This window comes from Polaromonas sp. P1_E11, assembly GCF_056405995.1.
Map to the genome: position 1 here is coordinate 495,861 of NZ_JBFUBA010000001.1, position 24,009 is coordinate 519,869.

A 24,009-nucleotide genomic window follows, 5' to 3' on the forward strand; every position below is an offset into this window, starting at 1 on the left:
CTACAAATCGGCCAGGACGCGAATATGCGCTTCCACGCTGCGCGCCAGCGCGTTCAGGTTGTAGCCGCCTTCCAGCGACGAAACGATACGGCCTTGCGAATGGCGCCTGGCGACATCCTTCAGGCGCTGGGTGATCCAGGCGTAGTCCTGCTCGACCAGTCCCATCTGGCCCAGGTCATCGTCGCGGTGTGCATCAAAACCGGCGCTGATGAAAATCATCTCGGGCTTGAACTCTTCCAGGCGCGGAATCCACGCCGCTTCGATCAGCTCACGCACGGCCATGCCCTTGGTATAGGCCGGCACGGGCAGGTTGAGCATGTTGCTGGCGTGGTTTTCGGTGCCGGTGTAAGGGTAAAACGGGTGCTGGAAAAAGCTGACCATCAGGACACGGTCGTCGCCGCTGAGGATGTCCTCGGTGCCGTTGCCGTGGTGCACGTCGAAGTCGACAATCGCCACGCGCTTGAGGCCGTGGCGCTCCAGCGCATATTTGGCCGCAACGGCGACGCTGTTGAAAACGCAAAATCCCATGGACCGGTTGTGGCAGGCATGGTGGCCCGGCGGGCGCACCGCGCAAAACGCGTTCTCAAGCTCTCCGGACATCACAGCATCAGTGGCCGCCAGCACGGCGCCGGTCGCGCGCAGGGCTGCGTTCCAGGTGTACGCATTGAGCGCGGTATCGGGATCTATCTGGGCATAGGCCGGCCCACCGGCCCGGATGTCATCGACCAGGCTGTCGCTCAGGCCGCGGATAGCCGCCACCATCATGCGGTCGTGCGCCAGCTCGATGTCGCCCAGCGCTGCCAGGGGGGCCTCTCGCGCGTCCAGGGCGTCCTTGACGCCGGTAGCCAGCAACCAGTCGTCAATCGCGTCGAGCCGCTCCGGACATTCCGGGTGGCCGGGGCCCATCTCATGCTTGCGGCAATCGGCGTGCGTGAAATAACCAGTCGCGTTCATGGGGAAATAATTTGTAAAAAATTACGGTATGGTTGGCACCATGAAAGTCACAGAAAAACTCCAGGCACTTCTTGATCAGCTTAACACGGTCATCGTGGGAAAACCGGCACAGGTACAGGACTGCGTGGCGTGCCTGTTGGCCGGCGGCCACCTGCTGATTGAAGACGTTCCGGGGGTCGGAAAAACCACCCTGGCCCATGCGCTGTCCCGCTCTTTCGGGCTGCAGTTTTCGCGGGTGCAGTTCACCGCCGACCTGATGCCCAGCGATTTATCGGGGGTGTCGATTTACGAACGCCAGAAGGAAAGCTTTGTGTTTCACCCCGGGCCGGTTTTCGCGCAGGTGCTGCTGGCCGATGAAATCAACCGGGCCAGCCCGAAAACCCAAAGCGCCCTGCTCGAAGCCATGGAGGAAAAGCAGGTCACGGTCGAGGGCGAAACCCGGCCCCTGCCCCTGCCGTTTTTCGTGATCGCCACGCAGAATCCGCACGACCAGCTCGGCACCTACGCCCTGCCCGAATCCCAGCTGGATCGTTTTCACATGCGGATCTCGCTGGGCTATCCCGACCGCGCCGCCGAACGCGAACTGCTGCGCGGCGCCGACCGGCGCGACATGGTCGAAAAGCTGCCAGCCCTGCTGGCACCGCACGACCTGCTGGAGCTGCAGCAGATGGTGGCGCAGGTTCACGCGTCGGAGCCGCTGCTGAACTACCTGCAGGACCTGGTCACGGCGACCCGTTCAGGCCGCTGGTTTCTGCAAGGCCTCAGCCCCCGCGCGGGCATTGCCATCATGCGGGCCGCCAAAGCACAGGCCTTCCTGAGCAAGCGGGACTACGTAGCGCCGGACGACATTGCTGCCGTGCTGCCGCAAACCGCCGCACACCGGCTCATTCCCGTCAGCGACGCCGGGCGCGGCCCTGTGGAGCAGGTGCGCGCCATGCTCGACGCCGTGCCGCTCCCCTGAAGATGGACGCCCCCCGAAGCGCCCACGGCGCCTCCCCCCCCGGGGGGCGCCACCAGTGGCCCGGCAAAGCCGGTTCCACGGCGGCCCGCGAATGGAATCCTTTTGCGTTCATTCGCGGGCGCTTCCAGAAGTGGTGGCAAAGCAAGTTGCCGTTCACCGACAGCGTGTCGTTGACCCAGCGCAACGTGTACATCCTGCCCACGCGCCCAGGCCTGATGCTGGGCGTGACGCTGCTGGTGCTGCTGGTGGCCTCCATCAACTACCAGCTCAACCTGGGCTACCTGCTGACGTTCCTGCTGGCCGGCAGTGCACTGGTCGGCATGCACGTCTGCCACGGCACGCTGCGCGGCCTTGCTATGAATTTAGTAGCACCTCCCGCTCACTATGCGGGCGCTACCGCCGCATTTGATGTAAAACTCATGAACGCCAGGCGTACCGCGCGCCATGGCATCGGGCTGAGCGTGCTGAACCCACACGATGTGGACACCCAAAAGGACGCAAAAGGGGGCAGCGAGCAGCACTGGGTGTGGACTGACGTTCCCGCCGAGGGCAGCAGCGTGGTGCAGGTGGCCTTCACGCCGCCGCGGCGAGGCTTGCACCGGCTGCCGACGCTGACCGCTGAAACCCGTTACCCGCTGGGCACCTTCCGCGTCTGGACGGTGTGGCGGCCAGCTGCCCAGATCCTTGTCTATCCGCAGCCCGAAGCCCACCCGCCACCGCTGCCGCCGGGCGAGCCCCGCTCCGGCGGCGCAGCGGCGGCCTCACGGGCGCAGAGCACGGGTGAATTTGACGGCGTACGCGGTTACCGCCGCGGCGACCCCATGAAACTGATCGTCTGGAAAAAAGCGGCCAAGGCCGACGAACAGGGCAACGGCCTGGTCGTGCGCGACACGCAGCAAGCCCAGCGGCATGAACTCTGGCTGGACTTCATGAATGCGGGCTCTGCGGGGGTTGAGCAAAAGCTTTCACGGCTGTGTGCCTGGGTGTTGATGGCCGACAAGCTCGCACTCGACTATGGCTTGAGGTTGCCTTCGGTGGAGATCAAGCCTGCCAGTGGGGAGGCGCATAAGAGGCTTTGTCTGGAGGCGCTTGCGGTATGTTGACGTCTGGTTTGGGGTCGAGGTCGTTTCGGCGATGGCGCTCTTTGCGGAGGGTTGCTGGCCGGGGGTTGCCCGGCGGCAACTCACTTTTCTTTGCTTCGCCAAAGAAAAGTAAGCAAAAGAAAGGCGACCCTGGTTCCTGCGTCCCCTGCGCTGCGCTCCGGGGCAACCTGCGGTGCTCGGTCCAGCCGGGGTCAAAAACAACTCGCCTGCGGCTCAAACAAGTTTTTGCCCTGATCCGTCTGGCCCTGCGCTCCTCGGCGCATCCACAAGGGGGTGGAAACAGAAATACCGAACAGCCAACTGCCGAATACCGGAACCCGAACACCAGAAGAAACAAGGACACGCCATGGCGTGTCCTTGTTGGTATTTGTCTTCGGTCCCCGTTCCCGATCGCCCCTTCTGTCTGCGCCGAGGAGCGCAGGTTCAGGCGGATCAGGGATCGCGATTGTCTGAGCCGAAGGCGAGTTCGAGCGAGACCCCGCCTGAACCGAGCACCGCAGGTTGCCCGTAGCGAAGCGCAGGGACGCAGACAGCAGGGTCGCCTTTTCTTTGGTGACTTTCTTTTGGCGAAGCAAAAGAAAGTTACTTGCCGCCGGGCAATCCCCGGCCAGCCCCCCTTAGCAAAGAGCGAAACGCCGGAGCAAAACCCGGCCTGCAGCCCTGGCGGTCAGCAGGAGCAACAATGCTGACCCGCCTCAAAACCCTTCCCCGCGACGCCCGCGACACCCTGTTCCTGTTGCTGGTCATCGCCTGGGTGCTGCTGCCGCAGGTGGGCAACCTGCCGCTGTGGTGCAGCGCACTGGCCAGTGCCGTGCTGGTGTGGCGCGGCTGGCTGGCCGTGCAGGCACGGCCGTTACCGGGCAAGTGGTGGTTGCTGGCCCTGCTGGCCCTCACCATTGGCGCCACGCTGGCGACGCACCGCACCCTGCTCGGCCGTGATGCGGGTGTGACTCTTCTGGTGGTGTTGCTGACGCTCAAGACCATGGAGCTGCGGGCCCGGCGCGACGCCTTTGTGGTGTTCTTTCTCGGCTTCTTCTGCATGCTGAGCAATTTCTTTTATTCACAGTCCCTGCTCACCGCTTTCAGCATGCTGCTGGGGCTGATGGGGCTGCTGACCATGCTGGTCAATGCCCACTTGCCGGTGGGCAAACCGCCGCTGCTGCAAGCCGCCAGAACAGCTGGCTGGATGGCCCTGTTGGGCGCGCCCATCATGCTGGTGCTGTTTTTGCTGTTTCCGCGCCTGGCACCTTTGTGGGGGGTGCCGAGCGACGCCATGACCGGCCGCAGCGGCCTGAGCCCCAGCATGCAGGTGGGCACTATCGCCACCCTGGCACTGGACGACAGCGTGGCCATGCGCATCCGGTTTGAGGGCGGCAAACCGCCACCCCAGCAAGACCTGTATTTCCGGGGACCTGTCCTTTCAAACTTCGATGGACGCAATTGGCAGCCCCTGCGCGCCTTCCTCCCATCGCGTTACGCCTTGCCAGCCAATCTCGAGGTGGCGGGTGCGCCCGTCAACTATGAAGTGACTCTCGCCCCCAACAACCAACCCTGGATCTTCGTGATGGAGGCGGCCCCGCAGAGTCCCGACTTGCCGGGCTACCAAAGCACCATGGACGCCGACCTTCAGTGGTTCACCAGCCGCCCCATCACCGACCTGGTGCGCTACAAGGCCCAGAGTTACCCGATCTTCAGGCACGGGCCGCGCCAGCAGGTGATCGGCCTGCAGGAATTTGTAGCGTTGCCGGCCAGCTTTAATCCCCGCACGCTGGCGCTCGCAGCCGAGATTCGCCGCGACCCGCGTTATGCGGTGGCAAATACCCGTACGCTGGTGCAAGTTGCGATGGAACGGCTGCGCACCGGGGGCTACGTTTACACGCTGGAGCCCGGCGTCTATGGGCAGCACACCGCCGACGAATTCTGGTTTGACCGCAAGGAAGGTTTTTGCGAACACATCGCCTCGGCCTTTGTCATCCTGATGCGCGCCCTCGACATTCCGGCGCGCATCGTCACCGGCTACCAGGGCGGCGAGCTCAACAGCGTCGACGGCTACTGGGTGGTGCGGCAAAGCGACGCGCATGCCTGGGCCGAAGTCTGGCAGGCCGGTGAAGGCTGGGTGCGCGTAGACCCGACCTCAGCAGTGGCGCCGGGACGCACAGGGGCGTTCCAGCGCCTGGCCGCACCGCAAGGCGTGATGGCGCAGGCCCTGGGAAATTTCAGCCCAACCCTGACGGCGCAGCTGCGCGCTACCTGGGACGCCGTGAACAACAACTGGAACCAGTGGGTGCTGAACTACACCCAGGGCAAACAGCTCAACCTGCTGAAAGACATCGGCTTTGAGTCCCCCAGCTGGGAAGACCTGAGCTATGTGCTGATCGGCATTGTGGTGCTGGCCGCCCTGGCCGGCGCGGCCTGGACACTCTGGGACCGTGCGCAGCACGACCCCTGGCTGCGCCTGCTGGCCCGCGTGCGCAAGCGGCTGGAAAAGGCCGATATCCACAGCACACCCGCCACCTCGCCCCGCCAGCTGGCGCTGGAGGTGCTGCGCCGCTACGGGACACAAGGCGAAGCACTGCATGACTGGCTGATGCGCCTCGAACACCTGCGCTACGCCGCCGTGCCGGCAAACAGCGGAAAGACAGCGCAAGAACTTCACGCGCTCAGGCAGGCGTTCGAGCGGCTCGCCTGGCCCGCTTAAAATTGGGCCAGCCCTCCCCGCTCACTCCTCGTCATTCGATCACCCTCCTTCATGCGCCTTCAACGTTTCGGATTTGCTCTCTTTTTGATAGCTGCTTGCGCAGGATCAGCCTGGTCTGGCGAGGCAACAAATATCAAAAAGCGCGTGGCCGCCAAATCGGCGCCGGCGCAAGGGCCGCTGTATTCGACCCGCCCCGAAGCCATGCAGTTTGCCGACGACATGGCCGCACGCCGTGACCTGGACCCTGACTGGGTGCGTGACGCCATCGGCCAGTCGCGCTACAACGCCACCGTTGTGCGCCTCATGCAGCCGCCCACCAAGGCTTTCGTCAAGAACTGGCGTGTCTACCGCAGCCGCTTTATCGACCCCGTGCGCATTGAAGCCGGCAGGCGCTTCTGGCTGGAGAACCAGCAGACGCTTGAACGCGCCGAAAAAGAATATGGCGTGCCCGCTGAAATCATCGTCGGCATCATCGGCGTGGAGACCATCTACGGCCGCGACACCGGCAGCTTTCGCGTGATGGATGCCTTGACCACGCTGGCCTTCGACTTTCCGGCCGGCCACCCGCGCGCCAAAGAGCGCAGCGAATTCTTCAAGGGCGAGATCGAGCAATTCCTGACCCTGCAACACCGGCTTGAGGCCAACCCCTTTGATGCGCGCGGCAGCTTCGCGGGCGCCATGGGTATGCCGCAGTTCATGCCTTCCAGTCGGGTCAAATATGCGGTGGACTTCGACGGCGATGGCAACATCGACCTGTCGGGCAGTCCGGCCGACGTGATCGGCTCGGTCGCAAGTTACTTCAAGGCCTTCAACTGGCAGGCCGGCATGCCCACCCATTACCCCGTGAGCTTCGACAAAAGCCGGCTCGACATGGACGCCTTGATGGCGCCGGACATCCTGCCTACATTCAGCATTGAAAGTTTCACAGCCAAGGGCGCGGTTTTAGACGGCCCTGCCTTGCAACACATCGGGCCACTCGCGCTGGTGGAGCTGCTCAACGGCCAGGACGCGCCGCAATACGTTGCAGGCACCGAAAACTTCTACGCCATTACCCGCTATAACTGGAGCAGTTATTACGCGATGGCAGTGATTGAGCTGGGACGGGAAGTGGCGGCGCGGGTGAGGCCGTAAGGCCGCCAAGGCCGGATGGGTCCGGTCTGCCTAGTGGCAGGGAGCCCCTGCAAGCGTTCTGGCTGCCGTCAAAAAATCACCGGGCGCAACCCAGCTGACGTTCCAATTCCCCGCAACGGGAACCTGGCGCTTGTGGGCAATCACCATCTTGCGCTTGGGCACCACAAGAATGTACTGGCCATGCACACCCCACGCCATGTAGGCACCATGGAGCGGAGAATCCGACGGCTCTTCCAGTATCCACCACAGGTAGCCATACCCAAAATGGCGCCCGGCTGTTCGGGGCGGATGCATCTCAGCGGCAGGAGTCACGGCTGCAGTGGTCTCGGCGACCCAGCGCTGCGGAATAAGTGTCCGGCCGCGCCAATTGCCTTGCTGGAGCATCAGGTAGCCCAGGCGCGCCATGTCCCTGGTGGAAAGAAGGAAGTGATAGGCGGCGTGCTCGGACTTTGTGAGGTCGCCGGTGCGGCGATGGCGTTCAAGGTGGAAGTCTTCAAGTTGCAAAGGGGCGGCGAGGTCATCGGCAAATGCACGGTAGATGCTCTTGCCGGTGAGCGACTCAAACACCGTGCCGGCGGCGTTGAAATCCCAGTTGTTGTAGAGAAAGTACGTGCCGGGTGTTTGCGAGCCCCGCGCCGGGGCGGACGCGAGGTCGTCGCCCCCATTCGCGGCCGGATGGTAAACACCGGAACGCGCCGTCAGCAAATGCCTGAGCCTGGCCTGCCGTTCGATGGGCAGGAGCCCTCCTATATCGTCGACACCAAGATCCGCCAGGGTTTTCTCGGGATCAATCGTTCCGTCCGCCACGTATTTTCCGTAAAGCATGGACAGGATGCTTTTGCGGGCCGAAAACAAGATGCTGACGAGATCGGTCGGGCCATAGCTGAACAGAACCTTTCCCTGCTGCACCGCCATCAGCGATGTTGTGTCCAGGGTCCGCAGGTAGTCACGAGCCAGGTCGAGCTGAGCCCGGCATTCGGAGCTCAAGGACGAGGGGGAAATCCCCTCCCACGACTTTCCGGGGAAAACCGGGGCCTCCCCGGCCAGCGTCTGGGCTCCTCCCGCCGACGGCAGGAGCAGTGAAGTGCAGAAGAAAAGTGGCGCAAGGTAATTCAGCATTTTTTTCAGGCGCAAGTGATGGCGGTCATTGTGCTGGAGTTGGGTCCCCACACCCAGAAGATGCCCGCGCACACCAGCACTCAGGCGTGCCAGGTCGCCTTCACCGGCCCGCGGCTGCCCAGCGAACGCGGGCGATGCTACTCCGGCTTGATGTTCGCGCTCTTGACCAGTTTTCCCCAGCGATCCGCTTCCGACTTGATCAGGGCGGCGAACTGCTCGGGCGTACCGCCACCGAGTTCGTTGCCCTGGCCCAGCATCTGCTCCTTGATGGTCGCGTCGGCCAGCGCCTTGTTGACGGTTTCATTGAGCAGCTTGATGAGGGTCGCAGGCGTGCCGGCCGGCGCAACCAGCCCTTGCCAGTTCTGGACCTCGAAGCCCGGCACGCCAGCCTCGATCATCGTGGGCACATCGGGAAACAGCGGCGAACGCGTCTTGCTGGTGATAGCCAGCGCACGCAGCTTGCCGGCGCGGATGGAGGGCGCGGCCGAATACATCTGCTCGAACATCATGTCCACCTGACCGCCCATCAGGTCGGTCGTGGCGGGCGCCCCGCCTTTATAAGGAATGTGGGTGATGGACAGGCCGGCGAGCGACTTGAACATCTCGCCTGACAGGTGGTGCGAGCCGCCCAATCCACCTGAGGCAAACGACAGTTTTCCGGGATTGGCCTTGGCGGCAGCAATGATGTCCTTGACGCTCTTGAACGGCGAGCTCGCGGGAACCATCAGCACCAGCGGTCCCTTTTCGATCAGGCAAACCGGCACCAGATCCTTGGCCGGGTCAAAGTTCATTTTCTTGAACATGGTGGGGTTGACCGCCAGCGGCGCGAAATTGCCCATGCCGATGGTGTAGCCGTCCGGCTTGGCACGGGCAACGGCCTCTGTTCCAATGTTGCCGCCGGCACCTGGCTTGTTGTCCACAAGCACCGGCTGGCCCAGCGCAGTGGAGAGGAAGCGGCCGATCTGGCGCGAGCGCTGGTCGGCATTGCCGCCGGCCGAATACGGGCAGATCAACGTGATGGGTTTGCTGGGGAATTTGTCCTGGGCCCAGGCCATCGAGGGCAAAGCGATGGCGACCGAAGTGGCTTGCAGGAGGTGGCGGCGTTTCATGGGAAATCCTTGTTATCAGTGGTGTTCGCCAACCTTAATGCGCGCGGCTGTCAATCAGCTGCCACAACTACCAGTGGTTTTCCCTACATGTCGCGGCTCATCGAAAGCAAAATGAAAGATATCTACCCAACGGCCCCGGTGTAAGAGTCAGGCCGTCTTCTGCGAAGGCCAGCGATAGCCCAGCACCGCCGCCAGAGGATAAAAATGCTCTCGCACCGCATCCAGCTGATTGCCACTCCATAAATACACGTACTCGTCATCCGCGCGAAGGAAAAAACCGACGTGGCCTCTCCAGCCGGCGGGGTCTTCACGCGACAGCACGGCGATGCAACCGGGCACGGGTTCGTCCAGCGGCTCGCCCCAGTCCAGCCACGAACGCGCCAGTGCAGACCCCGTCCCCGGAATGCCGACCTGGGCCAGCGCCCAGTTCACGAATGATGAACACCACGACGCCTTGTCGTCATAACCGCGAATGTTGGTGTGGGCGTGGTACTCGGTCACCCGGGGGTTGCTCTGGCCCTTGGGAAACGTTCGTACGCCGGCTTCGGCGAAGGCAATGGGCATCCAGGGGGCGTGCAGCATAGGAGTCAAGGCTGGCTCAGACCGCAATGTTGATCTCTCCCGCAAGCTGCGGAGTGACCCTGGGTCCAAAACTCTGGATATTTGCCAGCGTGACCGTGTGGTGGGCAGAAATTTGTGCGGCCGTGAGGACTCCGTTGTCCACGGTTGAGTGCCCATCCGAAACCAGGATGACCGGATAACCAAGCGCCAGGGCGCGCCGGGTCGTGGTGTCTACGCAAAAGTCGCTTTGCATGCCGCAGATGATCAACTTCTTGACGCCACGCTCCTGCAGCAGGGTCTGCAGCTCCGTGTTATGGAACGAATCCGTTGCCTTCTTCCGCAGGCGGATATCGGTCGGCCGGGTGTCCAGGCCCTCCGCGAGTTTCCATCCTTCAGTTCCATATTCCAGCGGATCATTTGGCGCCTCGTGCTGGATCAGGATAACGGGAGCGCCTGCGGCGCGGGCCTTGGCAGACACCTGGTTGATTCTGTCAATGACGCGCCGGCTTTCAAAGGCCCCGCCCTCACCAGAGCAAAGAGCGGTCTGAACGTCGATGATAAGGAGGGCAGTTGTCGTCATGAAGTAAGGTCTGATGTGATGTGTTGGCGGAAAGGGGAAGTTCAGCCTGCCGCAATTTGCAGGCTCGACCAGTTAGTTTGCATCGCCGGAGCCACGCTGTTGCATCGCCTCTTGCCACAGCCTGGCTAGCTCCCCCGGGCGATTGGGGTGGGTTTCGTACACGGCAACGCCCGGTGGAATCACCACCCAGGAAAGCGCGCTTTTTGTCCAGAGGTGCGCAACAGGCTCAAACTCGCGCGCGTTGTGCAGTGTGCCGGGCAACAGCGCCGCCATGGTCGGCTTGTCGGCCGGTTCCGCCCACAACCGGGTATCGCAATCGACGCACACTTTCGCCCTGCGCTGGCGCCCATTTCCCATGTCAAACGTCAGGAGCTGCGGGCTTCCCTGCGTGACCTCCAGCGCCGAGCGGTCAACCCACATGGCCAGCCGCATGGCACCGCCGGTGCGCCGCTGGCAGTCTGTGCAATGACACGCGTAAAACGTCAGCGGATGCGCAGTCAGCTGGTACTGCACATTTCCGCAAAGGCAGCTGCCGGTCCACGGGGGTTTTGATTCCGGGTAACGCATTGTGGTTTAACGTTGGCACTGCCTGAGATGCCGCATATGACACGAAACGTCATTCAGCTGCGTGTCTGTGCCTGGCAATCCGTTAGGTTGGTGCCCTCTTCCTGAGCTTATGAAGCACATACCCCGTGATCCCTTGATGGATGAACCCGAACAGTGCCATGAGAGGTATCCACGCAGAAAAGTAGCGCGGCCAAAGCAGCAACAGCACCAGGCAAGCCAGAAAGCCTGCCCCAACAGTCAGATCGCGCCAAGCAAACCATCGTGCAAATGCCTCAATGCCTTCGGGCGGACGCGAAATCCATTGATGAGTCAATTCAACACGGCGGTGAACCCCCATCTGATATGCGCGCCAAAGAAGAAATGCCGCCATGCCAGCAGGCAAGACCAAAAAGACAAACACCGTGACTGCGTACATATTGAAATCCGATATTCGAAGTAGGAGCAGTTTGCTGCAAGACATACCGTTGATCAAGGCACTTTGGCATCAGCGTTTAACCCTCACGCTCACCCCTCACGTTCACATTTCCCAGTTGAATCTACCGGTGACTGAACGATGCGGTAATTTCAGCATACCTTCGCTGCCATGAACTGAAAGCTCAAAATCCGGCGGCAGCTTGCTGTCCGCGGGATTCTTGTAGCGAACGAGCAGAATCTTTGCCTTTGTATCAAATGCCACGACGACCAGGTGCGGCGGCCGAAGCATCGAACTCGAGCCCGCTCCAGGTGCGGCAAATGACACACCAGCCAGAACTGGGTGCTCTTGTTGCCCGACTTCGAAGTCAAGAACGTAGCCGGCACTTTCGAACGACAGGGAGCCGGTGGCGAGTGCGCCACCGCTTGCGGGAATAGCGAGGACGGCAACAGCGAGCGTGGGACGCATCTGTGACTTCACTTGTCACCCCAGCGCCAGCTCGGGGGCTCGCCTTTTAGCCAGCAGACGGCTACAAGCACGGCGCATAGAAGCGCCGAATACATGACAAATACAGCTTGACCGAGACCTGGAAGCAGGAACACAGCACCGGCCAGAATCAGGAAGGCAAAGACCGCCATGACGGCCCAGCCTTGCCACACGGCTGGAAGGCCCCAGCCCCAACCGTAGCGCTTTGCGGGAAACCAGTAAGTCTCAGATCGCATCTGTGACGGGGAAAGTTCAAGGGCCAGGTATTTGGTGCCGGGAACGGGATTGAAGGTAACGGGCGCCGCAGGTTGAAAACCCAGGGACTCATAGATGCGCTGTGCGGCAGAGAACTCAGGCAGGACATCGAGGCAGATGCGGGAGTAGCCGGCAGCCCGCGCCTCATCGACGATGCGCTCGATGAGCCGGCGGCCAAGGCTTTCGCCTCTCGCATCCGGCCGCACGTAGACGCGTTTCATTTCGCAGGTGCTTCCGTCAACGCGGCGAAGTGCGGCGCAGCCTACGACAGTTTCGCCCTTCCATGCGAGAAGCAGGCGACCATCGGGCGCGGCGTACTTTCCGGGTAATGCAGCGAACTCCGCTTCGTAATTCTGGAAGGCCAGGCTCACGCTGGGACTGGCCACATACTCCCGAAGGATGGCTACGACATGCTCAAGGTCATCGGGGAAGGTTGCGTGCTTAATATCGGTCATCGTAAAAGCGTACCGCATCTCGTGCCGAAGCACACGCCTTCAGGGAATTCCCGGTTGGAGTTCAGGTGTCGCGGGTACGGTGTATCAACTCCGCCTTGTCCTTCACCAGCCCTGCCAGGTGACCTGTTTCAAGGAACACCTTCAGGTCGCACAAGACAATGCTGAACCCTTCGGTGGCGTTAACCACCTGCTCCATGGCGCCCTCGCCCTCAAAGCCCCGGACTTCAACGCTGAAAACGGTGAAATCTTTCTGTTCGGCGAGAAAATTCATGTCGACGTCCAGCCCGCCTTCCAGCCAGGAGAACGCAATGCGGCGCGGCGCATCGAATGCGGTGACGCGCACACGTTCAGTCGCGCCGGGAACCATGAATTGCCACTCCACTTGAGCACCTTGAGCGAGCGGACCGGTGGTGCTTTTCAGCCAGAACCCTGTGATGAGATCAGGTTGAACAAACGCGTTGAAAACCTCTACTGCGGGGCGTCGAATGGGCATCTTCGCCCCGGCAACCAACTCAGCCATGGGAGCCTCCTTCAATGAGCACGCGAGGTGCGCGGAGGGCCAGTCTACGCCGCACTTACGGCCGGGGTTCTCCAATGCTTAACGAAATGTATGCAGCCGGACTTGCAGCATAGGCTGGCGTCAGCGACTGCCGTCACGACCAGGTAAGGCCTGCAGCACCATGAAATTGGCCTTCAGGCCAATAGGGACGGGCGCAACCAGCTATCAAAAAAGGAGCGCGACTGCGTCACGCCACAGCCATCAAGGTTGACCGAAAGCCCGGGCTGCCCAGGGCGGTATGTGGTTACAGAAGGCATGGACACCATCCGAGAAACTGCCAAAGCCAACGCCATGGTGCTGCGCGAGAAGCGCCAGGCTGCGCGACGAGAAAAGGCTGATGTGCCCATTGCGGGGCGAGGCATACCACCAGGTGAGTTGCTGGCCGGCCTGGACATGGCCGTCAGACAGCAACGTCGAGAACAGGATCACGCCATCCGGTGACATCAGCGTCTTGAGGTCGGACATCAATGCCCAGACGTCCGGAACATGTTCAAACACCTCAAATGCAGTGATCAGGTCGAACTTGCCCAGTGTCTCAACGCTGAGATTTCTGTCCACAATGGGGTCATATGACGTGGATTGCCAACGGGCTTCCCGCATGAGCCTGGCCAGGCTGCCGTTGCCGCCACCATAGTCAAGGTGCCTGAGGTTCGGGGCCAGATTGCCGAATCTGTCACGAAGGATGGCTGCGTTTGCTTTTGGCCGGGCTTGTATGTAATCGGGATCGACAACCACGTACTGGTCGTTGTAGATTTTTTCCTCAAACTCTTGCAGGCCCCAGGCGCAGATCTCCGGCGCGAAACAGAAATCACAGCTCTGGCAGACCGCGTAGGTCACGGGCACGCCGGAAATTCCCAGGTTGTTGGCATGGCATGACTTGTTGAAATCGACGGGGTCAAGCAACGTGCAATCTGCGCTGCAGACCGGGCAAACCGTTTTATCTGTCGTCATGGATTTACGCTCATCGTGAAGCTGGAAAGAGGCCTCGGCGCCGGCCGTTGGTGGAATCGGAAAGCCGTTAGTTTCCCACAACCGGCTCGATGGTGATCTCCACCGTCATCGATTCTTCCCCGCCGCCCTGCCGCACGCCCTTGATGGGTGGGCAGGCGTTGTAGTCCGTCCCCATGGCCAGGCGCACGTGGCGCTGGTCGATCAGGCAGCTGTGGGTGACGTCAATGCTGACCCAGCGGCGGGTGGCCACGTCGAGGCACACGTCACACCAGGCGTGGCTGGCGAGGTCGGGCTCGTTGGCGGCATAGAAGTAGCCGCTGACATAGCGCGCCGGATAGCCCAGGCTGCGGCAGATAGCGACCATGACGTGGGCCTGGTCCTGGCAGACGCCAGCTCCGGACTTGAAGGCTTCCAGCGCCGTGGTGGTCACGCTGGTGCTGTTTTTCAGGTAGCTCACAGCGCCTGCCACGCCCTGACTCAATGCCAGCAGGGCCGGCAAGCTTGCGGTGCCGTCAAGGCTTTGCGGGATAAAACGGCGGCCGAATTCGGCAAGTTCCCAGTGCGGTTCGGCCAGATGGGTGGCGCGCAGGAAGAAGTACGGATGCGGCAGGGTCTCCGGGTCGTTGAACTCGGCCACGCCAAAGGTTTCCACATCGCCGGCCGCGTTAACCAGGCTCCAGCGCACATTGTCGGCATCCTTGCCCACGAAGGTGTAGGAGCTGATGGTGTTGCCAAAGGCATCGCGCTGGGTAAAGAGTTTTTCGGGCGCGCCCAGGCTCCAGAAATGCACCGTCTGCGCCGGGCTGGACTGCGGCGTGAGCCACAGCGTCTGCAGCGCATAGCGCAGCGGCTCGGTGTACCGGTAGTCGGTGATGTGCCGGACATGCAGTTTCATCAAGCCCTCGCCATACAACAGTACGAGCCCCTTGCGGCGACAGAAGCAGAAGCGTCTTTCAAGTGGTGGCCGGCACCAGGAACTCGCGGCTGATGTGTGCGCCCAGCTCGTTCACGCGGTCCAGGAACTGGGTGAGGAATGCGTGCAGGCCCGTTGCCAGGATTTCGTCGATGCGTGCGTACTGCAGGTCGGCGCGCAATTTGCCGGCGCGGCGCTGGGTTTCGCTGCTGGTGTCGCTGGTCACCATGGCAAGGTTGCTCATGACTTCATTCAGGCAGGCCAGCAGGGAGCGCGGCATGTCGGCGCGCAGGATCAACAGCTCGGCCACGCGCTCGGGTTTGATGACGTCGCGGTAGACCTTGCGGTAGACCTCAAAGCCCGAAACACTGCGCAGGATGGCGCTCCAGTGGTAGAAGTCGTATTCCTGGTCTTTCTCGCCGGCCATGCCGAGGAAGTCGTTCTGCACGGCGTGAAACTTCACGTCCACCAGCCGGGCGGTATTGTCGGCACGCTCAAGAAAGGTGCCCAGGCGCAGGAAGTGAAAGGCTTCGTCCTGCAGCATGGTGCCCAGTGTCACGCCGCGCGACAGGTGCGAGCGGAACTTGACCCATTCAAAGAACTGGCCCGGGTCGCGTTCGAAGTCGCCGCTGCGCAGCATGCGGATGACTTCCAGGTAAGTCTGGTTCTGCGTTTCCCATACTTCGGTGGTCAGCGTGCCGCGCACGGCGCGCGCGTTTTCACGGGCGTTCTGCAGGCAGGAAATGATGCTGGACGAATTTTTCTCGTCGCGCACCATGAAGTCCATCACGTCGCGCGGATTGATGGTGTCGCCGTACTTGGCGGCAAACGAGGGCTTCAGCTCACTGATGCTGAGCAGGCCCTGCCAGCCGGCCTGTACCAGCGCATCGGACTGCGGCAGCAAAGAGGTCTGGTAGTTCACATCCAGCATACGCGCTGTATTCTCGGCCCGCTCGGTGTAGCGCGACATCCAGAAGAGGTGGTCTGCAGTGCGTGACAACATGATTATTTTCCTCCCCGGGATTGCGACTGCGATTGGGACTGGTACTGCATGGACGAGCCGTCCTGCAATATCCAGGTGTCCTTGGTGCCGCCGCCCTGCGACGAATTGACCACCAGCGAGCCGTCTTTGAGCGCCACGCGCGTGAGGCCGCCCGGCACCATCTGCACTTCCTTGCCGCTCAGCACAAAGGGCCGCAGGTCGATATGGCGCGGTGCAATGCCGCTTTCCACGTACGTCGGGCAGGTTGAAAGGCTGAGAGTGGGTTGCGCAATGTAGCCCGACGGATTGGCCAGCAAGGCCGCGCGGAACTCTTCGATCTCGGCCTTGGTGGAGGCGGGCCCCACCAGCATGCCGTAGCCGCCGGCGCCGTGCACCTCCTTGACGACCAGGTCCTTCAGGTTGGCCAGGGTGTACTGCAAATCCTCGTTGTTGCGGCACATGTAGGTCGGCACGTTTTTCAGGATGGGCTTTTCGCCGAGGTAGAACTCGATCATCTTGGGCACGTAGGGGTAAATCGACTTGTCGTCTGCCACGCCGGTGCCGATGGCGTTGCACAGCGAGACATTGCCGCTGCGGTACACATTGAGCAGGCCCGCGCAGCCCAGGGTGGAATTGGGCCGGAAGGCCAGCGGGTCGAGGAAGTCGTCGTCAACGCGGCGGTAAATCACGTCGACGCGTTTGGGGCCGCGCGTGGTGCGCATGTAGACGAAGTTGTCCTTGACGAAGAGGTCCTGGCCCTCGACCAGCTCGACGCCCATTTGCTGCGCCAGAAAGGCGTGTTCAAAATAGGCCGAGTTGTACATGCCGGGCGTCAGCACCACTACCGTGGGTTCGGCCGTGGCCGGCGGCGCCATGCCGCGCAGGGTTTCGAGCAGCAGGTCGGGGTAATGCGCAACAGGCGCAACGCGGTTTTCGCTGAAAAGCTCGGGAAAGAGCCGCATCATCATCTTGCGGTCTTCCAGCATGTAGCTCACGCCGCTGGGCACGCGCAGGTTGTCTTCAAGCACGTAGTATTCGCCGTTGCCCTGCGCGTCGGGTGCACGGACGATGTCGATGCCGCTGATGTGCGAATAGATATTGCCGGGCACATCAACGCCCATCATCTCGGGTCGGAACTGCGCATTCTGGAATATCTGCTCGGACGGCACCACGCCAGCCTTGATGATTTCCTGGCCGTGGTACACGTCGTGGATGAAGCGGTTGAGCGCGGTGACGCGCTGTACCAAGCCTTTTTCCATACTGGCCCATTCGTGGGCGGGGATGATGCGGGGAATCAGGTCAAAGGGAATCAGGCGTTCGGTGCCGGCGCCGTCTTCGTCCTTGGCACCGTAAACCGCAAAAGTGATGCCGACCCGGCGGAAAATCATTTCGGCTTCGGCGCGGCGGGCCTGCATCACGTCGGCAGGCTGCCGGGCCAGCCAACGCTGGTAACCCTGGTAATGCTCACGGACGCTGGACTCCGTGGCGTTCATTTCGTCGAACATCGGTCGGCTCATTGGCTTGATCTCCAGCAAGTTATGCGCATGGCAATTGTTTTAACGTAGCTTAGCAAGTTATGCGCCAAGGCGGTGCGTCCGCTCGTTTTTTTAACGTTCAGGCACATGATGCCAGTAGCGCCTGCCCTGCTCCCGCTGGCACAAAATTTCGTCCGGACGAAGGCTTTGCCAGGTGGCAGCCCCGCACTGCGGCGACTTCACCAGGCGTACGCCGCGCTCCTCATAACGCGCCACCACGGACTCCACCGGGTGGCCAAAACGGTTTCGGTAACCCGACTGCACCACCGCCCACTGCGGCCTGACGGCATCGAGGAACACCGCGCTGGACGATGTTTTGCTGCCGTGGTGGGGTACCAGCAGGAAGTCGGCCTTGAGGCTGGCCGGAACGCTTGCCGCCAGCCGGAGTTCCTGCGGCGATTCGATGTCGCCGACCAGCAGGGCTGTGCGGCTGCCGCCAGGGATGCTGCTGGAGATGCGCAACACGCAGCTCATGGCGTTTGACTTGCTGGCAGCGTCGTAATCAGCGGCTACGGGGTGCAGCACCTCAAATGCCACGCCGTCCCATTCCCAGCGCTGGCCGGCCACGCAGCGGCTGGCTTTGCGCTGCATTTGCAGCGGATGCCCGTCTTCAATCGAACTCACCAGGCTGGCTTCTGGCTGCGTGGCCAGGACGGTTTGGGCCCCACCGATGTGGTCGATGTCGCGGTGGCTGATCATGAGCATGTCCAGCCGCTCCCCCAGCGCGCGCAGCAGCGGCACCAGCACGCGATGCCCGGCATCACTTTCGCGCGAAAAGCGCGGGCCGGCGTCATACAGGAGCGTGTGGCTTGCCGTGCGCACCAGCACGGAATTGCCTTGCCCGATGTCCGCCGCCAGCAGCTCGAACTGCCCCTGCGCCACGCGGGCCGGTTGCCACAACAGCACCGGCAGCAGCAGGGGAAGGCCCATCGCACGAAAATGAAACGGCAGACGCGTGGCCAAGAGGCCACCGCCCGCCACGCCGGCGACCGCACACCACAGCGGCGCCGCCGCGACACTGATGGAGGCCAGCGGCCAGCTTGCCAGCCATTGCAAAAATATCGCCAGTCCGCCGACCGACCATGCCGCCAGCGACCACACCGGCGCCCACGCCACGCCCAGCAAAGCCAGCGGCGTGATGAGCAGCGTCACCACCGGAATGGCCACGGCATTGGCCAGCAGGCCGACCAGCGAAACCTGGTTGAACAGCAGCAGCGACAGGGGCGTGAGCGCCAGCGTGACGACCCATTGCTCCCGCATGGCGCGGGCAATGCCGTCCAGCCACCTGGGCCGGCGCTGCCACCCGCGCCTGCCTTCAGGCAGATTTTTTGAGTGAAATTCGGCTACAGCCCTTTCCCCATGAGCGCGAGCAGCTCCTGAATCTGTAGCAAACAAAACGCCCACCGCAACGAAAGACAACCAGAACCCGGCCTGCATCAGCGCCCACGGGTCCAGCGCCACCACCACAGCCATGGCCAGCAACCAGGTCTGCAGCCAGGGCCACTGCCTGCCCCCCTGCCGCAGCAGGATCACGGTGGCCAGCATCCAGATGGTCCGCTGCGCGGGCACGCCCCAGCCGGAAAACAGCGCATACAGGGTGGCGAGCAGCAAGCCGCCCAAAGCCCCCGCGCCGGCCGCCGGCAACGCCAGGCACAGCCGCGGCGTAAAACGCGCTGATCGCCGCCACAGCGCGCCGATTAGCAGCGACGCCGCCCAGGCAAACATGGTGATGTGGAGGCCTGAAATACTCATGAGGTGGGCAACACCCGTGGCACGAAACACATCCCAGTCGGCGCGTTCGATGGCGGCCTGGTCGCCGACCACCAGCGCGGCAATGACACCGGCCAGTTGCCGGTTTTCGATGCGCTGAAAGATCGCTTCACGCACGGCTTGCCTGGCCTGCTCTATGGGGTGTTGCCAGCTGCTGGAGAGTTTTGCCGGCGGTGTGTCCCGCGGCCCGGCACGCACATAGCCGGTAGCCTGTATGCCCTGCTCCCACAGCCAGAGTTCGTAGTCAAAACCATAGGGGTTGCTGTTGCCATGCGGCGCCTTGAGCCGCACCGTCATCTGCCAGCGCTCCCCGGCGCGCAGGGCTTGCGGCTGGCGCTGCAGCGCCAGTGCTATCTCGAACGGGTCCGCGTCCTGCGCCGGCACGGCGGGCTCGCGCCCGGCAAAGCCCGAATACCAGCCCAGCATGATGTGCGGCGGCAAGGTGACTTGGCCGCCATTGAGACGCGCGGATTCCACGGCGAGGCGAAAGCGAAGGCCGTCTTCTCCGGGTTGCGGCATGGCCAGCACCTGGCCTGTGACCTCGATATCGCGGCCCTCCAGCGCCGGATTGAGCGCCGCAGACAGGAAGACGCCAGCGCGCCAGCCCGTGAAGCCCACGCCAAGCAAGGCAGCAAGGGCAAAGGCCGAAACCACCCGGCCCCATGAAGGAAGGCCCAGTCTGCCAAAGCGCAGGTACAGGCCAGCCAGAGCGCAGGCCAGCAGTGCCATGCCGGCATAAGCCTGTTGCGGCCACAAGGCGGACTGCTGCAACTGCAAGGCAACACCCGCAATAAAACCGGCAAACACCGGCCCCGGGCTTGCCGCATACAGCCGTGCCCCGGCCGATACAGGTCGATTCAAACCCGCCTCCCCTTTGAACTGTTTTTATGCGCTGACCGCTTTGAGCTTAACGGGAAAGCGCGGCAGGTAAACAACAAACAGCGCCAAACAGCCGGTTCACACTCAAGAGACCACGTGGCGCAGCTCTTGCTTTCAGAAATGCCACCAAATCCGGGTAAGCTGTTTACACGGCGTTCCTGAGACCGCAAGATGTGGCGGTCTGTCGAGCGTATTTTCCTGAGGGCGTGATTGCACGCCCGTTCCTTTAAAAGCGAGGTTGCCTTGTCCATCCACGTCGCCCTGAGCCACATCACGCATTACAAATACGACCGCCTGGTCAAACTCGGCCCCCAGGTCGTGCGCCTGCGGCCTGCGCCGCACAGCCGCACACAAGTACTGTCGTATTCCCTCAGGGTTGAGCCCGCCGGGCATTTCATCAACTGGCAGCAAGATCCGTTTGCCAACTACCAGGCCCGGCTGGTGTTTCCCGAACCGACGCGCGAGTTCAAGGTCACCGTAGACCTCGTGGTGGAAATGGCGGTGTTCAACCCGTTCGACTTCTTCCTGGAGCCCGCCGCCGAGGAATTCCCGTTTACCTACAACGCATTGCAGGCCCGCGAACTGGCGCCCTACCTGGCCACCCAGCCGGCCACACCGCTGCTCAAGCGCTACCTCGAAAAAATCGACCGCACGCCCAAGCGCACCATCGACTTCCTGGTGGGCCTGAACCAGGGCCTGCAGTCAGACATCAAATACTCCATTCGCATGGAGCCCGGCGTGCAGACGCCCGAAGAAACGCTGCGCCTGGCCTGCGGCTCCTGCCGTGACACCGGCTGGCTGCTGGTGCAGCTGCTGCGGCACATGGGGCTGGCCGCGCGTTTTGTCTCGGGCTATTTGATCCAGCTGAAAGCCGACGTCAAATCCATCGACGGCCCCAGCGGTGCGGAAGCCGATTTCACCGACCTGCACGCCTGGTGCGAGGTGTTTTTGCCCGGCGCCGGCTGGGTCGGCCTGGACCCGACCTCCGGCCTGATGGCCGGCGAAGGCCACATCCCGCTGGCGTGCACGCCCGAGCCGTCGAGCGCAGCGCCGGTCGAAGGCGGCGTCGACAAATCCGAAGTCGAGTTCGAACACCACATGGCGGTGCAGCGCATCTACGAATCGCCGCGCGTGACCAAGCCCTACACCGAGGAGCAATGGCAAGCGGTGCTGGCATTGGGCGAAAAGGTCGATAAAGACCTGGCGGCCGGCGACGTGCGCCTGACCATGGGCGGCGAACCTACCTTTGTGGCCACCACCGACCGCGACGCGGCCGAATGGAACATCGACGCACTGGGCCCGACCAAACGCGGCTATGCGACCGAACTCGTGCAAAAGCTGCGCGCCGAATATGGCGAAGGCGGCTTCCTGCATTTCGGCCAGGGCAAGTGGTACCCCGGCGAGCAATTGCCGCGCTGGGCGCTCAGCATTTTCTGGCGCAAGGACGGCCAGCCGATCTGGCAAAACCCGAACCTGTTTGCCGACGAACGCCAGCCCTGCAACTACACCAGCGCCGATGCGCAGCGCTTTGTGCAGACGCTGGCGGGCAAGCTGGGCCTGGCCACCACCTACATCACTCCGGGCTATGAAGATACCTGGTACTACCTCTGGCGCGAACGCCGGCTGCCGGTCAACGTCGACCCCTTTGATTCGAAGCTGGACGACGCGATGGAGCGCGAACGCCTGCGCCGCGTCTTCATGCAGGGCCTGGATTCCGTCGTGGGCTATGTGCTGCCGCTGCAGACCAAAGAGCAGCTCAAGCAGAGAAACGCCGGTGCCTCGCCCGCGCTGAGTGGGCCCAAATGGACCACCGGCCCCTGGTTCTTCCGCGAAGAACGCATGTACCTGATGCCGGGCGATTCGCCCATGGGTTATCGCCTGCCGCTGGATTCGGTGCCCTGGGTGTCCAAGACCGACTACCCCTACATGATCGAGTCCGACCCGTTTGCGCCGCGACAAGACCTGCCGGCGGCTTCCGCACTGGCGGCGCGCTACAACGGCAGCTTCAGTGCGCCCAGTGGCGCCACACCGGCAGCCCCTTCGGCAGGCGGCAGCGCCAATTCGCTGGCGCAATATATGGCGCGCTACATGACGAGCAACACAGCGCTGTCGCAAGCCAGTCGGATTCTGCAGTTCCGTCCGCTGGGAAACAACGGAACGAACGGTACGGACGGGTTGAATGGCAAACCGGCCGCAGAGGCAACAACGCCTGCCGACGATCGCGCGCCCAAGCCCTTTGAATCGGCCGCCTGGCTCACGCGCACTGCGCTCTGCGTGGAAGTACGAGACCCATCCCGCGCCAATGGCCCCAAAGACAAACCGAAGGCCGACCCGGACAGCAAGGCCAACAAGTCGGGCCGTGGCGAAACCGGTGCGATCTACGTCTTCATGCCGCCCATGGAAAGGCTGGAAGACTACCTCGACCTGCTGGCCGCGGTGGAAGCCACAGCGCAATCGTTGGGCGTGAGCATCGTGCTCGAAGGCTACCCGCCGCCGCGCGACCCGCGCCTGAAGATGCTGCAGGTCACACCCGACCCCGGCGTCATTGAGGTCAACATCCACCCGGCCTACAACTGGGGCGAGCTGGTGGAGCACACCGAGTTCCTCTACAAGATCGCGCATGAAACGCGCCTGTCGGCCGAGAAATTCATGACCGACGGCCGCCACACCGGCACCGGCGGCGGCAACCACTTTGTGCTGGGTGGCGCGACGCCCGCCGACAGCCCCTTCCTGCGCAAGCCCGAGGTACTGGGCAGCCTGATCGCCTACTGGCACAACCATCCGTCGCTGAGCTATCTTTTCTCAGGCATGTTCATCGGCCCGACCAGCCAGGCACCGCGTGTGGACGAGGCCCGCAACGACCAGCTGTACGAACTGGAAATCGCCCTGCGCGAGATCGAGAACAACCGCAAGAAGTATGGCGCCGACATGCCGCCCTGGCTGGTGGACCGCACGCTGCGCAACATCCTGGTCGACGTGACCGGCAACACGCACCGCAGCGAGTTCTGCATCGACAAGATGTATTCGCCCGACTCCGCCACCGGGCGCCTGGGCCTGCTGGAGCTGCGCGCGTTTGAAATGCCGCCGCATGCGCGCATGAGCATTGCCCAGCAGCTGCTGCTGCGCGCGCTGGTGTCGCGCTTCTGGAACAAGCCCTACCACGGCCGTGTCACGCGCTGGGGCACCGAGCTGCACGACCGCTTCCTGCTGCCGGGCTTTATACGCATGGATTTTGAAGACGTGCTGACCGAGCTGCGCGAGGCAGGTTACGCCTTCGACATGGCCTGGTTCGAACCGCACTTCGAGTTCCGCTTCCCGCTGATCGGGCAGGTCAAAGCCAACAGCATCGAGCTCACGTTGCGCAGCGCGCTGGAGCCCTGGCATGTGATGGGCGAAGAAGGCTCGGCCGGCGGCACGGTGCGTTATGTGGATTCATCGCTGGAACGCGTCGAAGTGCATGTGACGGGCCTGAACGACAACCGCTACGTCGTCACCGTCAATGGCCGCGCCTTGCCGCTGCAAAGCACGGGCCGCGTCGGCGAATATGTGGCGGGCGTTCGCTACAAGGCCTGGAACCCGCCTTCGGCCCTGCACCCGTCGATCGGCGTGCATGCGCCGCTCACGTTTGACATCGTCGACACCTGGATGGAACGCTCGCTGGGCGGCTGCCAGTACCATGTGGCGCACCCAGGCGGGCGCAGCTACGACACGCTGCCGGTCAATTCATACGAGGCTGAAAGCCGCCGCCTCACGCGCTTTTTCCGCATGGGCCATACACCCGGCAAGATGCGCGTGGCGCCGGCGCAGCCCAGCCGGGAGTTCCCGTTCACGCTCGATTTGCGCTGAATCCGCGCCTGCGGCAGCCGCCCGGGGCTTGAAAGCCCCGAGCGAAGCACCTCCCCGTACCGTCAATGGCTGTCTTATGGCTGCAACATTTGCATGCACAGGCGGCATAAATAGCCATTTGGCCGCGCATTGAACCCGCCTTGAGCCTTGCAGGGGATGGGCCACAGGCATACTTGCACCCAC

19 protein-coding genes and 1 pseudogene are annotated in these 24,009 nt (G+C 62.7%); 5 read left to right on the plus strand and 15 right to left on the minus strand.

All coding sequences use genetic code 11. The annotated features are described in order from the left end of the window. Positions 1 to 954: a histone deacetylase family protein gene (locus AC1D11_RS02445; protein ID WP_477646800.1), complete on the minus strand. Its 954-nt coding sequence runs from the start codon at positions 952 to 954 to the stop codon at positions 1 to 3. A gap of 40 nt (positions 955 to 994) precedes the next feature. Between AC1D11_RS02445 and AC1D11_RS02450 the strand changes: the two genes are divergently transcribed. The 4 genes from AC1D11_RS02450 (at position 995) to mltB (ending at position 6,847) form a co-directional block, all read left to right on the plus strand. Then, entirely contained in the window at positions 995 to 1,915 is a 921-nt protein-coding gene (locus AC1D11_RS02450) for an AAA family ATPase (protein ID WP_477646801.1), read from the plus strand. A gap of 2 nt (positions 1,916 to 1,917) precedes the next feature. Continuing rightward, the gene (locus tag AC1D11_RS02455; protein ID WP_477646802.1) at positions 1,918 to 3,018 is read left to right on the plus strand and encodes a DUF58 domain-containing protein; all 1,101 of its coding nucleotides are present in this window, start codon (positions 1,918 to 1,920) and stop codon (positions 3,016 to 3,018) included. A gap of 682 nt (positions 3,019 to 3,700) precedes the next feature. After that, the gene (locus AC1D11_RS02460) at positions 3,701 to 5,716 is read left to right on the plus strand and encodes a transglutaminase TgpA family protein (protein ID WP_477646803.1); all 2,016 of its coding nucleotides are present in this window, start codon (positions 3,701 to 3,703) and stop codon (positions 5,714 to 5,716) included. 51 nt (positions 5,717 to 5,767) lie between these two features. After that, on the plus strand, positions 5,768 to 6,847 hold the full coding sequence (gene mltB, locus AC1D11_RS02465; RefSeq protein ID WP_477646804.1) for a lytic murein transglycosylase B: 1,080 nt from the start codon (positions 5,768 to 5,770) through the stop codon (positions 6,845 to 6,847). A 30-nt stretch (positions 6,848 to 6,877) separates the two neighbouring features. On the opposite strand, the gene AC1D11_RS02470 is transcribed toward mltB, so the two are convergent. The 14 genes and pseudogenes from AC1D11_RS02470 to AC1D11_RS02535 form a co-directional block, all read right to left on the minus strand. Continuing rightward, positions 6,878 to 7,981 (minus strand): serine hydrolase domain-containing protein, encoded by a 1,104-nt coding sequence (locus AC1D11_RS02470; RefSeq protein WP_477650876.1) that lies wholly within the window; start codon positions 7,979 to 7,981, stop codon positions 6,878 to 6,880. Positions 7,982 to 8,103: 122 nt separating this feature from the next. After that, positions 8,104 to 9,075, minus strand: a complete 972-nt coding sequence (locus AC1D11_RS02475) for a Bug family tripartite tricarboxylate transporter substrate binding protein (protein ID WP_477646806.1) — start codon at positions 9,073 to 9,075, stop codon at positions 8,104 to 8,106. 147 nt (positions 9,076 to 9,222) lie between these two features. After that, positions 9,223 to 9,657, minus strand: coding sequence for a TIGR02594 family protein (locus AC1D11_RS02480; protein WP_477646807.1), 435 nt, complete (start codon positions 9,655 to 9,657; stop codon positions 9,223 to 9,225). Between the two features lie 16 nt (positions 9,658 to 9,673). Continuing rightward, positions 9,674 to 10,216, minus strand: a complete 543-nt coding sequence (locus AC1D11_RS02485) for a cysteine hydrolase family protein (RefSeq protein ID WP_477646808.1) — start codon at positions 10,214 to 10,216, stop codon at positions 9,674 to 9,676. A gap of 72 nt (positions 10,217 to 10,288) precedes the next feature. Next, on the minus strand, positions 10,289 to 10,783 hold the full coding sequence (locus AC1D11_RS02490) for a GFA family protein (protein ID WP_477646809.1): 495 nt from the start codon (positions 10,781 to 10,783) through the stop codon (positions 10,289 to 10,291). 82 nt (positions 10,784 to 10,865) lie between these two features. Continuing rightward, positions 10,866 to 11,198, minus strand: a complete 333-nt coding sequence (locus AC1D11_RS02495) for a hypothetical protein (protein ID WP_477646810.1) — start codon at positions 11,196 to 11,198, stop codon at positions 10,866 to 10,868. A gap of 102 nt (positions 11,199 to 11,300) precedes the next feature. After that, entirely contained in the window at positions 11,301 to 11,663 is a 363-nt protein-coding gene (locus AC1D11_RS02500) for a hypothetical protein (RefSeq protein ID WP_477646811.1), read from the minus strand. Between the two features lie 266 nt (positions 11,664 to 11,929). Beyond that, positions 11,930 to 12,391, minus strand: a pseudogene (locus tag AC1D11_RS02505) (GNAT family N-acetyltransferase); the annotation flags it as partial. Between the two features lie 61 nt (positions 12,392 to 12,452). Then, entirely contained in the window at positions 12,453 to 12,911 is a 459-nt protein-coding gene (locus tag AC1D11_RS02510) for an SRPBCC domain-containing protein (RefSeq protein WP_477646812.1), read from the minus strand. A gap of 240 nt (positions 12,912 to 13,151) precedes the next feature. Then, a complete protein-coding gene (locus AC1D11_RS02515) occupies positions 13,152 to 13,787 on the minus strand; it encodes a class I SAM-dependent methyltransferase (RefSeq protein ID WP_477650875.1) in 636 nt (211 codons plus the stop codon). 181 nt (positions 13,788 to 13,968) lie between these two features. Continuing rightward, positions 13,969 to 14,796: a transglutaminase family protein gene (locus tag AC1D11_RS02520; protein ID WP_477646814.1), complete on the minus strand. Its 828-nt coding sequence runs from the start codon at positions 14,794 to 14,796 to the stop codon at positions 13,969 to 13,971. A 58-nt stretch (positions 14,797 to 14,854) separates the two neighbouring features. Further along, positions 14,855 to 15,817 (minus strand): alpha-E domain-containing protein, encoded by a 963-nt coding sequence (locus AC1D11_RS02525; protein WP_457278908.1) that lies wholly within the window; start codon positions 15,815 to 15,817, stop codon positions 14,855 to 14,857. Between the two features lie 2 nt (positions 15,818 to 15,819). Beyond that, complete coding sequence (locus AC1D11_RS02530) at positions 15,820 to 17,313, minus strand: circularly permuted type 2 ATP-grasp protein (protein WP_477646815.1); 1,494 nt, start codon at positions 17,311 to 17,313, stop codon at positions 15,820 to 15,822. Positions 17,314 to 17,403: 90 nt separating this feature from the next. After that, positions 17,404 to 19,962 carry a DNA internalization-related competence protein ComEC/Rec2 gene (locus tag AC1D11_RS02535; RefSeq protein WP_477646816.1) on the minus strand — a complete coding sequence of 853 codons (2,559 nt, stop codon included), beginning with the start codon at positions 19,960 to 19,962 and terminating at the stop codon, positions 17,404 to 17,406. 261 nt (positions 19,963 to 20,223) lie between these two features. Here AC1D11_RS02535 and AC1D11_RS02540 point away from each other — a divergent pair, with 261 nt between their 5' ends. After that, the gene (locus AC1D11_RS02540; RefSeq protein ID WP_477646817.1) at positions 20,224 to 23,826 is read left to right on the plus strand and encodes a transglutaminase family protein; all 3,603 of its coding nucleotides are present in this window, start codon (positions 20,224 to 20,226) and stop codon (positions 23,824 to 23,826) included. The last annotated feature ends 183 nt before the right edge of the window (positions 23,827 to 24,009 follow it).

Coding starts and splice junctions, on each gene's coding strand:
- AC1D11_RS02475 (WP_477646806.1), bottom strand. CDS start 9,075: ATGAAACGCCGCCACCTCCTGCAAGCCACTTCGGTCGCCATCGCTTTG.
- AC1D11_RS02530 (WP_477646815.1), bottom strand. CDS start 17,313: ATGAGCCGACCGATGTTCGACGAAATGAACGCCACGGAGTCCAGCGTC.
- AC1D11_RS02460 (WP_477646803.1), top strand. CDS start 3,701: ATGCTGACCCGCCTCAAAACCCTTCCCCGCGACGCCCGCGACACCCTG.
- AC1D11_RS02495 (WP_477646810.1), bottom strand. CDS start 11,198: ATGTACGCAGTCACGGTGTTTGTCTTTTTGGTCTTGCCTGCTGGCATG.
- AC1D11_RS02490 (WP_477646809.1), bottom strand. CDS start 10,783: ATGCGTTACCCGGAATCAAAACCCCCGTGGACCGGCAGCTGCCTTTGC.
- AC1D11_RS02455 (WP_477646802.1), top strand. CDS start 1,918: ATGGACGCCCCCCGAAGCGCCCACGGCGCCTCCCCCCCCGGGGGGCGC.
- AC1D11_RS02485 (WP_477646808.1), bottom strand. CDS start 10,216: ATGACGACAACTGCCCTCCTTATCATCGACGTTCAGACCGCTCTTTGC.
- AC1D11_RS02450 (WP_477646801.1), top strand. CDS start 995: ATGAAAGTCACAGAAAAACTCCAGGCACTTCTTGATCAGCTTAACACG.
- AC1D11_RS02445 (WP_477646800.1), bottom strand. CDS start 954: ATGAACGCGACTGGTTATTTCACGCACGCCGATTGCCGCAAGCATGAG.
- AC1D11_RS02480 (WP_477646807.1), bottom strand. CDS start 9,657: ATGCTGCACGCCCCCTGGATGCCCATTGCCTTCGCCGAAGCCGGCGTA.
- AC1D11_RS02520 (WP_477646814.1), bottom strand. CDS start 14,796: ATGAAACTGCATGTCCGGCACATCACCGACTACCGGTACACCGAGCCG.
- AC1D11_RS02500 (WP_477646811.1), bottom strand. CDS start 11,663: ATGCGTCCCACGCTCGCTGTTGCCGTCCTCGCTATTCCCGCAAGCGGT.
- mltB (WP_477646804.1), top strand. CDS start 5,768: ATGCGCCTTCAACGTTTCGGATTTGCTCTCTTTTTGATAGCTGCTTGC.
- AC1D11_RS02525 (WP_457278908.1), bottom strand. CDS start 15,817: ATGTTGTCACGCACTGCAGACCACCTCTTCTGGATGTCGCGCTACACC.
- AC1D11_RS02510 (WP_477646812.1), bottom strand. CDS start 12,911: ATGGCTGAGTTGGTTGCCGGGGCGAAGATGCCCATTCGACGCCCCGCA.